The following is a 12,466-nucleotide window of genomic DNA, read 5'->3' as shown; positions in this document are numbered from 1 at the left end:
GCGTCGGAATAGATCGGGCTGCAGTTTCGCACTTTGCGGCGGGCCAAACCGGATCAGGGCAGGCATCAGGCGCCAAGATGGTGCGGTTAAGCTGGCTGCAGCCTGGACAAGGAACGTCCTAGAATGGACGCACGCTTCGACCACGGGGATTGGCGATGCAGCGACGGGAGTTCATCAAGCTTCTGAGCGGTGCGACAGCGGCTTGGCCGCTCGCTGGTTGGGCGCAGCGGGCCCCGCGGCAGCACCGGATTGCATTTGTTCATTCGGGCATTCCCGCGGGTCAGCTGACCGAGACTGCTGGCCCCTTCTGGGTGCGGCGGTTTCATGAAACGCTGCGCGGGTTGGGCTATGCGGAAGGAGCCAATATCGTGGTCGAGCGTTATTCCGCAGAAGGTCGCTCCGAACATTTTGCTTCTCTTGCTGCCACCGTCGTTGGCCGCGGCCCGCAGGTGATCGTTGTAAATCTTAACGATCTCATCGAAGCGTTCGCGGCGGCCACCACAACGATACCGATTGTTGCGATCATGGGAGACCCGGTTGCGACAGGATTGGTTGCAAACCTCGCGCATCCCGGAGGCAACCTTACGGGCGTCAGCATCGATGCAGGCTACGAAATCGTCGCCAAGCGCTTGCAAATCCTGAAGGAGGCGGTGCCCTTGGCCGCCAAGGTCGCTTACCTGACGTCGTCCCGTGTCTTGATCGACACCTCACTAGGATTGTCGCTTCAGAAAGCGGGGCGCGGCCTAGGGATCGTGCTGACCTGGAATTTCCTCCCGGAGGTAAATGATGCGCAACTCCGTCGCGCCTTCGAGATGACCTCACAGCAATTCGACGCTGCCATGGTTGACGCGAGCGGCACCCTTTTGGCACGACGCGCCTCCATTGCCGAACTCGCCGGGAAACATCATCTTCCGATCATCTATCCCTTTCGCGACTATGTGGATTCTGGCGGGCTGATGAGCTATGCGCCGGATCTGGGCGAGCTTGCCCAACGTCTTGCCATCGACGTGCATCAGATCCTAAACGGGACCAAGCCGGGCGACATCCCGATCTATCGGCCCAACAAATTCCAGTTGGTCATCAATCTGAAGGCTGCCAAAGCGCTCAGCCTCGAGATGACGCCGACACTCCTCGCTGGCGCCGACGAGGTGATTGAATGATGTCCGCTTGCGTGGGGCGTGGTGCAATATCGAGGTGATGCGGCTGATCGGCCGCCTGGCTCCCGATGGACGTCTCGGCTGCGAACAACCTGCTGATCTACGGCACCGGTGGCTTCCCTGGGGGCACGTCAAGAACAGCATCTTCACATCCAACGCCCGCCCGGACGTAGCCTTTAGACCGTCGGTTCATTGAGCCAGAGCGGAAGAGAATAGCCGCGGCTCCGTCGAGTGCTTATGCCCCTACACCGAAATCGTGCTGGGTTCTTCGCATCTTGCCCCCGAGACGGAAATCAGTCTGCTGCAGGCTATTCCGCCATCGCGAGCGATCCCGAGCGCAATTCGGCAACTGCTTGCCTGATTACCAGGAATGCGCCTTGCATCGCGAGTACGGCCATGATCGCGGCCACCGTAACGTCCGGCCAGCCCGTCCCCGTTCCGAAGACGCCTGCCGCGGCCAGCAGCACCGCGACGTTCCCGAGCACGTCATTGCGCGTGCAAATCCATGCCGACCGCATGTTCGCTTCGCCTTCTCGGTAAGTCCAAAGCAATCCGAACGATGCAGCGTTGGCGGCCAATGCCGCCAGGCCGACGGTACCCATCGTGAATGCACTGGGAAGGGTCCCGTGCAGGGAGTGCCAAATAACGGTTCCGATAACCCACAGGCCGAACACGCCCATCGTCGCGCCCTTTGCCAGCGCGGCGGAAGCGCGATACCGAAGCGCCATTCCGACGACCAGCAGGCTTATGGCGTAGTTCGCCGCGTCCCCAAGGAAGTCGAGGGAATCGGCCTGGAGGGATGCCGAACCAGCAGCCAATCCAGCTGCGATCTCCACAGCGAACATAGCGGCGTTGATCAGCAGCACCGCCCAGAGGACGCACCGGAAGGCTTCGTTCCGCTTTTGCTTGCCGCCTAGATCGAGTGGCGGCGGGGCACAACAGCAATCCTTCATACCGTCAGAATAGTCCCGTTTGGCTGGAGCCGCCAGACTACCTTCTGCTCGTGCGAAGTCATAATTCATGTATTTCGGAAATTGTATAATCTTCCAGTTCTGCTCGTGAGCGCGGCGCTTCGCGGTGGCCTCACACCACAGGATGGGCGTTGAAGCGATCGCGTCGGCTGGCGCGGAATCGCCCCTTCATCTTGAAGCCATCCCTCATATTGAGACCGAGTAGAAAGATGTTTGTCGCGCCGGCAAGCAGTCGAGCGTCTGCACCGCGTAGAACGTCGTGTCGAACTCGGCAGCCTTCGCCTTGGAAGCGAGAAACAGGGCGGCAGGAATGAGAACGAGGATGCCGTTGCCGGCGACGAAAGGCATGCGTTTGATCTTCGCACCGATGAGTCCGGCGCGCCCTTCCTTGGCGAGGAAGAACCCCGAGCCTCCTGTCACCGCCAGCGCCGGGACTAATAGCAGGAAGCCCACGGTATCGCCGACTTGATCACCGTGACGCTCGCGTGTGACGCAAGCACTTCCGTGAGAACCGTGGAGATCCAGAAGGTTGCAATCATCACCAGTGCCGTCGCGCCGGCCATGGGATGAAGAATCTTGGCCATTGTCCAACTCCACCGTGTGCCGAGCGATCACGCGACGCAGATGTCGGGCACCGCGACCTTCTGGAACAGGTGGGGGGAAGCGACGGCGGAAGAGGGATAGGCCGAGATCTTCGATCTGAACTCTGGGCGTGTGAACGCGGCGCGGAAATGGGCGGTCGATTCCCAGACGGCATAGTTCAGGTAGGTCGGGCTATCGCCGATCGCGCGGTGCAGCTGGGTGGAGATGAAGCCAGGCTGCCGCTTCATGAAGGCAGCGTCGTCCTGCCAGACCTGAAGGAAGCTTTGCTCGTCGGCATTGTCGAGTGTGAAGACATTCACCAGCACAACGGGACCGGCATCGATGCCGAGTTGGCGATCGATCGGAAAGGTGGGGTCGAGAGGGCGCAGCAACGACATGAAGCCTCCGGGATTTGGTTGCATGATGTCAATATGGTACGATGCTCTAGATATTAGATTGACATAATGATGTCAATATCATTCTATGGTGCCAGATGCTAAAATCCCAACGAACGCCGGCCGGCGATGCTTTGACCGACCTCATGCTCGATCTGTTCCGGCTGAACAGTCTGCTCTTGACCGCAGGCGACCGCTTGGTGGCCCGGCTTGGGCTGACGAGCGCGCGCTGGCAAATTCTCGGCGCAATTGTTCACGCCGAGCGGTCCCAGCCAGTCGCATGGCTTGCCCGCGATCTCGGTGCCAATCGTCAGAACGTGCAGCGGATCGTCAACGATCTGCACGCGGAAGGGCTTGTGGCGTTCGAGGCCAACCCACATCATCGGCGAGCCCAGCTTGTCGTCTTGACCGAGAAAGGACGGCGCGCTTTCGATGCCGCCATGGCTTTGCAGGCGCCGTGGATCAACGGCCTTTCGCAGGGGCTCGCGATCAAGGACCTGCAAGCCGTTCACCGTGTAGTCACGGCTCTTCGGAAGAAACTGGAGAGCAACGATCCGGATGATCTGAAATGATCACTCCGCGGCCCCGGGAGTTCCGGGACGCGTCGTGACAGGCGACGTCAGATCGAAGGCCTTTTCTTTGCCATAGCCCGAACCAGGCTCAAGAATTTCTTGAGGACGGGCGACGGATCGTCTCGCCGCCAAGCCAAGCCAAGGAAAGCCTTTGCTGAGGCATCTGCAAGCGGAAGATAAGTAACCCCTTTCATCCGTACACTCTGCATCGTTGAAGGCACCAGCGCGATGCCCAGTCCAGCCGCTACCAAGCCGAGCGCCGATGTAATTCTGGGGGCCGGCTGGCCAAGACGAGGTGTAAATGCAGCCCTATGGCAAGCTGCGATTGTCCCGTCGTGCAAGCCGGTTCCGGCCGGGCCGATCATGATGAACTTTTCGTTGGCAAAGCTCTTCAGGGAAACTGCCCTGGATTTGGTTCTTGCCGCGCGATGACGGCTTGGCAAGGCGGCGACCAAAGGCTCCTCTTGAAGAGGGGCGACGATGACTCCCTCTGCATGGATCTGGGACGCGCGCACGAAGGCAACGTCCATCTGGTCGTTGTTGAATTGCGCAACGATGTCATTGCTGAGCCCCTCGTGCAACACGAGCGAAACCAGCGGATTGGCTTCCCTGAAGCATCGAATCGAGTCCGGAACGAACGGGTTAAAGGGCGCTGTTGGCGCAATTCCGATACACAGAGTGCCCTGTTCTCCGCGTGCCGCACGCCGGGTCGCATCAATCGCGCGATCGAACTGCGCAAGGACCGCTTTGGCTTCCCTCAACAGGGCTTGACCCGCGGCGGTCATTTCGACGCCGCGAGGCGTGCGACGGAAAAGCTGAACGCCCAGATCTCGTTCCATCAGGCTGATCTGTCGGCTGAGAGGCGGCTGCTGCATATCAAGGCGCTCGGCTGCGCGGGTGATGTGTCCTTCCTCGGCAACCGCAACGAAATATCTAGGGCGACGTAGGTCCACGCCATACCCTGAAAGTATCGAGATCGGTCCAAGCATATCATAGCGGAATGAAGGTCCAAACGTTAGCTGTACGGTCGGTAGCAAGGAGGGCGACATGCAACTGCGCAGGCGCGATTTCGTGAACGCCGCGTTGGCGACGATAGGGACATCAGTTCTGCCAGGGATCGCCGTGGCCGAGGGATATCCGGCGCGAAGTGTACGGCTTGTTGTCGGATTTCCCGCCGGGGGGGCCGGTCGACATTGCCGGTCGCCTTATCGCCCCATGGCTTTCCGAGAGACTCGGTCAGGAGTTCATCATCGAAAATCGGCCGGGGCAGAGCGGGAATGTGGCGACGAGATCGGTGGTCAAGTCGGACCCTGACGGTCACACGCTCCTCATTTGTGGACCCGTGAACACCATCAACACGACCCTTTTTAAAGGGCTCGACTTCGATTTCGCCCGTGATATCGCGCCCGTTGCGTTCTTGTATCGGGTCCCGCTGGTGATCGAGGTGCATCCCTCCGTTCCAGTTCGGACGACCGCGGAATTCATCGCCTACGCCAGGGCCAACCCGGGAAAGCTCAAGATCGGATTCGCAGGCCACGGTACGCCTCAGCACATCGGCATCGAACTGTTCAGGATGATGACCGGCATCGATGTTGCGCTGGTGCCATATCTCGGTTCAACGCCCGCGCTCGCCGCTCTCTTGGCCGGAAGCATTGACGCAATGTTCGATCCCATGCCCTCGTCGATTGCGCACATCAGGCGAGGTGAGCTCATCCCGATTGCGGTGACAAGTTCGAACAGGTCTGCGAGTCTGCCCGATGTGCCGAGTGCCGCCGAGACTGTCCCTGGCTACGAGGCCGGTTCGTGGTTCGGCATAGGTGCTCCCAGAATGACGCCGACAGACATTGTCGAAAGGCTCAACCGGGAAGTTAACGTCGCGCTCGAGAACCCCCGCATGAAGACCAGGATTGCAGAACTCGGGGGAACGAGCATCCTCGGTTCATCAACACAATTCTCCGAGTTCTTCGCCCAAGAGACTGAGAAGTATGCGCGCGTGATCCGCTCTGCAGGAATTGGAGTCAATTGAGGAGCTGCCCCTCTTGGCCGCTGTACGACATCCAGCGATGTCCGCTATTGGCAGAAGCGGACATCGGGAGCATCGGAGCGGAAAGCTCCGGCTTGACGACGATACGCCTACTCCTCGTCGTCGTCCTCATCCTCGTCTTCGTCGTCCTCTTCCTCGACCTGCATCAGCGCGGCGAGCGGCAGCGTCTCGCGGAACAGGTCGCCTTCCATGCCCATCCACAGGCAGAGCGCCTCGTTTTCCTTCACCTCCGCGACGGTCAGCGGCTGGCCGCCGGATTTCAGCATTACGACATCGCCGGCTTTCAGATCCATGGATTGTCCTTTCGGTTTGATCGACGCGTCTGTGAGGCTAGCAGGCGGTCATGACACGCGGAAAACGGATGGGGGCACCGCGGCCTCGCATGGTTCTCTAGGCGATGCGAAGCATCGTCCGGAGATGCCCGCTTTGGCGGGCTCCCCACCATGAGGGTCAGACGATCTCGCTGCAAAACGCGACCTCATCCTGAGGGCCTGCCGCAGGCGGGCGTCTCGAGGGATGGGCTGCGAGCGAGCTGTTTGCCAGGTTCTGCGCCTCCAACGCACGCATCCCGACGATGGCATTATGCCCCTGTTTTGCCCGACGGGTCAAACGCGATTCGTAAAATCCGTAAGCCCTTGATTCTGCAGCGGCGCCCTACTGTGCATGGGGTTGTTTTCGCAGTTTTTGTTCGCGCGCCCCAATTACGCCTGGTCAGGCAGCAGCTCGCCGAGCGAGCGGATGATGCGGTCGGGCCTGACCGTCGAGCCTTCAGGCAGGCCGTCGCCATGCACGTCCATCCAGATCGAATAGATGCCGAGGCGCTGCGGCGTCACAACCTCCCATTCCAGATTGTCGCCGATCATCCAGGTATCCTCGGCGGTGACGCCGAGCGCCTCCATCGCGTGCAGATAGGCGCGCTCCTCGGGCTTGCCGAAGCCGTGCTCGCCTTCGATCTGGATGTGGTGGAAGCGGTGCGCCAGCTCGAAACGTTCGACCTTGGCGCGCTGCATATCGGCGGCGCCGTTGGTCACCAGCGCGAGCTTGATGCCGAGCGCCTTGAACTGGTCGATCGCCTCATGCGCGCCGGGGAAGACGAACATCTCCTCCTCGCGATAGGCGGTGAAGCGGTCGGCGAGGCGGATGGCGAGGTCGTCGGGCAGGGCGCGGTGGCCGGCGGCCGCGAGCGCGGCGAAACCGCCCTTCACCGTCAGGTGCCGCGCTTCGGCGAGCTTCATCCGCCACGCGGCTTCCGCGTTCGCCCAGAAGTTTCGCGCGAACGCCAGCACCGCGGCTGCGACCATCGGCGGCGGCAGCGGCGCCAGTTCCTCGGCGAACTCGGCCGTGATGGTGTTCCAGGCGATCTCGGGCCGGCCATAGGCCGACAGGATGGTGTCGTCCATGTCGATCAGCATGGCGCGGGGCAGCGGCTCTGCGGCGGGCTTCATCGAGGTCACGGCCACTTCACCTCCGGCGGCAGCGACGACAGGATCGAGTCCACATTGCCGCCGGTCTTGAGTCCGAAGATGGTGCCGCGGTCGTAGAGCAGGTTGAACTCGACATAGCGGCCGCGCCGGATCAGTTGCTCCTCGCGGTCCGCAGCGGTCCAGGCGCTCGCGAAATTGCGCCGCACGATCTCAGGATAGATCTTCAGGAAGGCGCGGCCGACGTCCTGGGTGAAGGCGAGGTCGGCATCCCAGTCGCCGCTGTCGTGCCAGTCGTAGAAGATGCCGCCGATGCCGCGCGCCTCTTTCCGGTGCGGCAGATAGAAATACTCGTCGCACCATTTCTTGTACTTGTCGTAGTTGGCAACGCTGCTGTGCTGGCTGCAGGCCTGTTTCATCGCCGCGTGGAAGGCGACGCTGTCGGCATCGTCCTGCGTCCGCCGTCGCTCCAGCACCGGCGTGAGGTCGGCGCCGCCGCCGAACCAGGCTTTGGTGGTGACGACGAAGCGCGTGTTCATGTGCACGGCGGGCACGTTCGGATTGCGCAGGTGCGCGATCAGCGAGATGCCGGAGGCCCAGAATTTTGGATCCTCCGCGGCGCCGGGGATCTGAGCCCGAAATTCCGGGGCGAATTCGCCGTGCACGGTCGAGCAGTGCACGCCGACCTTCTCGAACAGGCGGCCATGCATCATCGACATCACCCCGCCGCCGCCGGGCGCGCCGGTGTGGTCGGTGCGCTGCCAGGGCGTGCGCTTGAAGCGGCCGGCTTCGCCCGGATAGAGGCTTTGCGGCGCGTCATTCTCGAGCCGCTCGAAACTCGCGCAGATGTCGTCGCGCAAGCGCTCGAACCAGGCGCGGGCGCGGGCCTTGCGGTCTTCGATTGTCGTAGCGTCCATCTGCATTCCCGTGTCCTACCTGATGCCGAGCGATTTGTGCGTCTGCACGCTCAGCCGCCATTGCGGATGGCGCAGGCAATAGTCGATCGCACGCGCGGTGTTCTCGGCGACCTCGGGCCCGTCCATCGGCTGCAGCGAGAAGCGTTCGAAGGCGAGATCCTCAAAGGCTTCGGGCATCGCCAACGCCTGGGGATAGACCAGCTTCAGCTCGTGGCCGCGCCGCAGGACCAGCTCGCTGCCGCCCTTGGGACTGACGCAGATCCAGTCGAGCCCCTCGGGAGCCGGGATCGTGCCGTTGGTCTCGACGCCGATCTCGAAACCTCTCGCGTGCAGCGCGTCGATCAGCGCGGCGTCGACCTGGAGCAGCGGCTCACCGCCGGTCAGAACCACGTAGCGGTTGGCGGCGCTCGCGGTCCATTGCGCGGCGATGGTGTCGGCGAGTTCCGCGGCCGAGCCGTAGCGGCCGCCGAGGGTGCCATCGGTTCCGACGAAATCCGTGTCGCAGAACTTGCAGGTCGCGTCCACGCGGTCGGCCTCGCGGCCGCTCCAGAGGTTGCAGCCGGCAAAACGGCAGAACACGGACGCGCGCCCGGCATGGGCGCCTTCGCCTTGCAGGGTCAGGAAGATTTCCTTGACCGCGTAACTCAAGTCTCTCTCCTCAATCCTTTGGTCAATCCTTGCGGCCTTCGAGGTTCCGGATCTGCCGCAGCGCCTCGCCTGCGGCCATGGCCGCGCTCATCGCCACATTGAGCGAGCGCAGCCCCGCCTTGATCGGGATCACCAGGTGCGCATCGGCGGCCTCGACCACCGCGTCGGTGACGCCGGCGCTCTCGCGCCCGAATAGCAGGATGTCCGAGCTCTGGTAATGAAAATCGCGGTAGTCGGTGGCGGCCTTGGTGGTGAACAGCAGCAGCCGGCAGCCCTGGCCTGCGCGCCAGTCCTCGAATTTCACCCAGGAGTCATGGCGGGTAAGCCTGACATGGTCGAGGTAATCCATTCCCGCCCGGCGGAACAAGCGGTCGGAGACGGGGAAGCCCGCGGGTTCGATGATGTGGGCGGCCATGTCCAGGCAGGCGCAAAGCCTGAGAATCGTGCCGGTGTTCTGAGCGATGTCGGGTTGGAAAAGTGCTATCTGCATGGGCGGTGTCGCGGGGCAAGCCGGGCCGGAAATGTCTCAATAAAACATCGCCCGCCCGGGAATTCGTGCATGGCACGCTCCCACGCCGTTAGCGGGCTTGCGCTCGCCCGGCAAGGGTGCCAATAGAACGATTCTGGACTGCTGTTTCACCCGTTTAGAGGTGAACAAGCCAAGTTCTGCCGCCGCGGGGGGCCGCGGGCGCCGGCAGCCTTTCCGGGGACCTCTTGGGCGCCCCCCGGAGCGGTTCGACCGGTCGCATAAGAAGAAAGGGTTGGAATCGTGACGACAGCGTCTTCGGCGGACCATCCGACACGCCGTGATTTCTTATTCGTTGCAACGGGGGCAGCTGCAGCAGTAGGGGGCGCGGCTGCGCTCTGGCCCTTCATCTCCCAAATGAATCCTGATGCCTCGACCATCGCCGCCGGCGCGCCGATCGAGGTCGATCTCAGCCCGATCGCCGAGGGCCAGGACGTCAAGGTGTTCTGGCGCGGCAAGCCGATCTACATCAGCCACCGCACCAAGAAGCAGATCGACGAGGCGCGCGCCGTCAACGTGGCGAGCCTGCCCGATCCGCAGTCCGACGAGGCCCGGGTCAAGTCCGGCCACGAGCAGTGGCTGGTCGTGATCGGCATCTGCACCCATCTCGGTTGCATCCCGATCGCTCATGAAGGCAGCTACGACGGGTTCTTCTGCCCCTGCCATGGTTCGCAGTACGATTCGTCCGGCCGCATCCGCCAGGGGCCCGCGCCCGCGAACCTGCCGGTGCCGCCGTACCAGTTCGTTTCCGACACCAAAATCCAGATCGGCTGAGCCTCGGACTTGCGTCCGAAGCTTCGCGCCGTCTCGTCGTACTATTTCCTCAGGATCGCATCATGAGCGGACCATCCGACTACCAGCCGAGCAATCCGGCCCTGCAATGGATCGAGCGGCGTCTGCCGATCTTTGGTCTCATCCACTCCTCCTTCGTCGCCTATCCCACCCCGCGCAACCTGAACTATTGGTGGACCTTCGGCGCCATCCTCTCCTTCATGCTTGGGATGCAGATCCTGACCGGCGTGATCCTGGCGATGCACTACACGCCGAATGCCGATCTCGCCTTCAAGTCGGTCGAGCTGATCGTCCGTGACGTGAACTACGGCTGGCTGCTCCGCAACATGCACGCGGTCGGCGCCTCGATGTTCTTCGTCGCCGTCTACGTCCATATGTTCCGCGGCCTTTACTACGGGTCGTACAAGGAGCCGCGCGAGGTATTGTGGATCCTCGGCGTCATCATCTACCTGCTGATGATGGCGACCGGCTTCATGGGCTATGTGCTGCCGTGGGGCCAGATGAGCTTCTGGGGCGCCACCGTCATCACCAATTTGTTCTCCGCCATTCCCTATATCGGCGAGAGCATCGTGACGCTGCTGTGGGGCGGTTATGCGGTCGGCAACCCGACGCTGAACCGCTTCTTCTCGCTGCACTATCTCTTGCCGTTCGTGATCGCGGGCGTCGTCGTGCTGCACGTCTGGGCGCTGCACGTCGCCGGACAGAACAATCCTGACGGCGTCGAGCCGAAGACGGAAAAGGACACGGTGCCGTTCACGCCGCATGCCACCATCAAGGACATGTTCGGCGTCGCCTGCTTCATGCTGCTGTACGCCTGGTTCATCTTCTACATGCCGAATTATCTCGGCGACGCCGACAACTACATTCCGGCGAACCCGGGCGTGACGCCGCCGCACATCGTGCCGGAATGGTATTACCTGCCGTTCTACGCGATCCTGCGCTCGATCCCGAACAAGCTCGCGGGCGTCATCGCGATGTTCGGGGCGATCATCATCCTTGCCTTCCTGCCCTGGCTCGACAGCGCCAGGACCAGGTCGTCGAAGTACCGTCCGCTCGCCAAGCAGTTCTTCTGGATCTTCGTCGTGGTCTGCATCCTGCTCGGCTATCTCGGCGCGCAGCCGCCGGAAGGCATCTACGTCGTTGCCGGCCGGGTCCTGACGGTCTGCTACTTCGCCTACTTCCTGATCGTGCTGCCGCTGCTCGCGCGCATCGAGAAGCCGCGGCCGGTGCCGAACTCGATCTCGGATGCCGTCCTGGCCAAGACCGGCAGCAGGTCGACGCCGATGGTCTCGACCGCGATCGCGCTGGCACTCGCCGGATCATTGTTCGCAGGCTCGATCGACAGCGCGAAAGCATCTGAAGGCAGCGACACGCCGCCGGCGAACAAATGGTCGTTCTCGGGCCCTTTTGGTAAGTTCGATCGCGGCGCGCTGCAGCGCGGCCTGAAAGTCTACAAGGAGGTCTGCGCCAGCTGCCACGGCCTGTCCTATGTCGCCTTCCGCAACCTCGCTGAGCCCGGCGGGCCCGGCTATTCGGTGGCGCAGGCGGCGGCTTTCGCATCGGACTACAAGGTCAAGGACGGTCCGAACGATGCGGGTGACATGTTCGAGCGTCCGGGCCGGCCGGCGGATTATTTCCCCTCGCCCTTCCCGAACGAGCAGGCTGCGCGTGCCGCGAACGGCGGTGCGGCGCCGCCCGACCTGTCCCTGATCACCAAGGCGCGCTCCTATAAGCGCGGCTTCCCCTGGTTCATCTTCGACTTCTTCACGCAGTACCAGGAGCAGGGTCCGGACTATGTCGCGGCCGTGCTCCAGGGCTTCGAGGACAAGGCGCCGGAGGGCGTCACCATCCCGGCGGGCTCGTACTACAACAAGTACTTCCCGGGCCATGCCATCAAGATGCCGAAGCCGCTCAGCGACGGCCAGGTGACCTATGACGACGGCTCACCGACCACCGTCGCGCAGTATTCGAAGGACGTCACCACGTTCCTGATGTGGACCGCCGAGCCGCACATGGAAGCGCGCAAGCGCCTCGGTTTCCAGGTGTTCGTGTTCCTGATCATCTTCGCGGGCCTGATGTACTTCACGAAGAAGAAGGTCTGGGCCGCCTCGCACTGAGCGGCGCGAGACGAGAAATGAAGAAGCCCCCGCGAGGGGGCTTTTTTGTGTGTGCCGAGTATGAACGACAGCTTGGAGGTGGAAGTCCTCTATCCAGCCTGATGACGGCGAAGGATTAGCGAAGCGCAAGGGCGTCATCGCGAGATGGGGTCTGAAGACAGCGCGGGGCAAAGCCGCGACCCGATGGACAAGAACCGGATAACGAGGCCTACCCGGCCGGACGAGCAAGCACATGATTGCGAAGTCCATGGTCATCAAGGGTCGGGGTGGTAAATCCGGCGGGCGTGCGGTGAAGGCGGTCGGTCTTACCTCGGGAGGTCTGCG

15 protein-coding genes are annotated in these 12,466 nt (G+C 62.4%); 5 read left to right on the top strand and 10 right to left on the bottom strand.

The genetic code is table 11. The annotated features are described in order from the left end of the window. Nucleotides 1-155 precede the first annotated feature (155 nt). Entirely contained in the window at nucleotides 156-1,160 is a 1,005-nt protein-coding gene (locus YU9_RS42540) for an ABC transporter substrate-binding protein (RefSeq protein ID WP_051380521.1), read from the top strand. Between the two features lie 305 nt (nucleotides 1,161-1,465). On the opposite strand, the gene YU9_RS0126510 is transcribed toward YU9_RS42540, so the two are convergent. The 4 genes from YU9_RS0126510 to YU9_RS0126500 form a co-directional block, all read right to left on the bottom strand. Then, nucleotides 1,466-2,110 (bottom strand): cation transporter, encoded by a 645-nt coding sequence (locus YU9_RS0126510; protein ID WP_027575516.1) that lies wholly within the window; start codon nucleotides 2,108-2,110, stop codon nucleotides 1,466-1,468. Between the two features lie 204 nt (nucleotides 2,111-2,314). After that, nucleotides 2,315-2,581 carry a hypothetical protein gene (locus tag YU9_RS51155; RefSeq protein ID WP_371259200.1) on the bottom strand — a complete coding sequence of 89 codons (267 nt, stop codon included), beginning with the start codon at nucleotides 2,579-2,581 and terminating at the stop codon, nucleotides 2,315-2,317. After that, nucleotides 2,563-2,712, bottom strand: a complete 150-nt coding sequence (locus tag YU9_RS51150) for a hypothetical protein (protein WP_371259199.1) — start codon at nucleotides 2,710-2,712, stop codon at nucleotides 2,563-2,565. Before YU9_RS51150 ends, YU9_RS51155 begins: the two co-directional genes overlap by 19 nt. A 27-nt stretch (nucleotides 2,713-2,739) precedes the next feature. Then, nucleotides 2,740-3,108, bottom strand: a complete 369-nt coding sequence (locus YU9_RS0126500; RefSeq protein ID WP_027575515.1) for an antibiotic biosynthesis monooxygenase — start codon at nucleotides 3,106-3,108, stop codon at nucleotides 2,740-2,742. 95 nt (nucleotides 3,109-3,203) lie between these two features. On the opposite strand from YU9_RS0126500, the gene YU9_RS46190 reads away from it, so the two are divergent. Next, a complete protein-coding gene (locus tag YU9_RS46190; RefSeq protein ID WP_084299061.1) occupies nucleotides 3,204-3,677 on the top strand; it encodes a MarR family winged helix-turn-helix transcriptional regulator in 474 nt (157 codons plus the stop codon). Nucleotides 3,678-3,724: 47 nt separating this feature from the next. Here the strand turns inward: YU9_RS46190 and YU9_RS0126490 are convergent, their stop codons facing one another. After that, entirely contained in the window at nucleotides 3,725-4,630 is a 906-nt protein-coding gene (locus YU9_RS0126490) for a LysR substrate-binding domain-containing protein (RefSeq protein WP_198028303.1), read from the bottom strand. A gap of 194 nt (nucleotides 4,631-4,824) precedes the next feature. Between YU9_RS0126490 and YU9_RS42530 the strand changes: the two genes are divergently transcribed. Then, nucleotides 4,825-5,703, top strand: coding sequence for a tripartite tricarboxylate transporter substrate binding protein (locus YU9_RS42530; protein ID WP_051380518.1), 879 nt, complete (start codon nucleotides 4,825-4,827; stop codon nucleotides 5,701-5,703). A gap of 107 nt (nucleotides 5,704-5,810) precedes the next feature. On the opposite strand, the gene YU9_RS0126480 is transcribed toward YU9_RS42530, so the two are convergent. From YU9_RS0126480 to YU9_RS0126460, 5 genes are all read right to left on the bottom strand, one after another. Further along, entirely contained in the window at nucleotides 5,811-6,014 is a 204-nt protein-coding gene (locus tag YU9_RS0126480) for a YodC family protein (protein ID WP_027575512.1), read from the bottom strand. 408 nt (nucleotides 6,015-6,422) lie between these two features. Then, the gene (locus YU9_RS0126475) at nucleotides 6,423-7,166 is read right to left on the bottom strand and encodes an HAD family hydrolase (RefSeq protein ID WP_198028304.1); all 744 of its coding nucleotides are present in this window, start codon (nucleotides 7,164-7,166) and stop codon (nucleotides 6,423-6,425) included. Nucleotides 7,167-7,171: 5 nt separating this feature from the next. After that, on the bottom strand, nucleotides 7,172-8,059 hold the full coding sequence (gene hemF, locus YU9_RS0126470; protein ID WP_027575510.1) for an oxygen-dependent coproporphyrinogen oxidase: 888 nt from the start codon (nucleotides 8,057-8,059) through the stop codon (nucleotides 7,172-7,174). Between the two features lie 15 nt (nucleotides 8,060-8,074). Beyond that, nucleotides 8,075-8,707: a 7-carboxy-7-deazaguanine synthase gene (gene queE / locus YU9_RS0126465; RefSeq protein ID WP_027575509.1), complete on the bottom strand. Its 633-nt coding sequence runs from the start codon at nucleotides 8,705-8,707 to the stop codon at nucleotides 8,075-8,077. 22 nt (nucleotides 8,708-8,729) lie between these two features. Next, nucleotides 8,730-9,197: a tRNA (cytidine(34)-2'-O)-methyltransferase gene (locus tag YU9_RS0126460; protein WP_027575508.1), complete on the bottom strand. Its 468-nt coding sequence runs from the start codon at nucleotides 9,195-9,197 to the stop codon at nucleotides 8,730-8,732. Between the two features lie 279 nt (nucleotides 9,198-9,476). Here YU9_RS0126460 and petA point away from each other — a divergent pair, with 279 nt between their 5' ends. Together petA and fbcH are read left to right on the top strand one after the other, a co-directional pair. Continuing rightward, on the top strand, nucleotides 9,477-10,007 hold the full coding sequence (petA, locus tag YU9_RS0126455) for a ubiquinol-cytochrome c reductase iron-sulfur subunit (RefSeq protein WP_027575507.1): 531 nt from the start codon (nucleotides 9,477-9,479) through the stop codon (nucleotides 10,005-10,007). Between the two features lie 62 nt (nucleotides 10,008-10,069). Next, entirely contained in the window at nucleotides 10,070-12,142 is a 2,073-nt protein-coding gene (gene fbcH, locus YU9_RS0126450; protein ID WP_027575506.1) for a cytochrome b/c1, read from the top strand. The last annotated feature ends 324 nt before the right edge of the window (nucleotides 12,143-12,466 follow it).

The sequence above is a fragment of the Bradyrhizobium sp. WSM1743 genome, from assembly GCF_000473065.1.
Lineage (GTDB): Bacteria > Pseudomonadota > Alphaproteobacteria > Rhizobiales > Xanthobacteraceae > Bradyrhizobium.
This window is presented reverse-complemented; position numbering and strand designations above follow the sequence as displayed.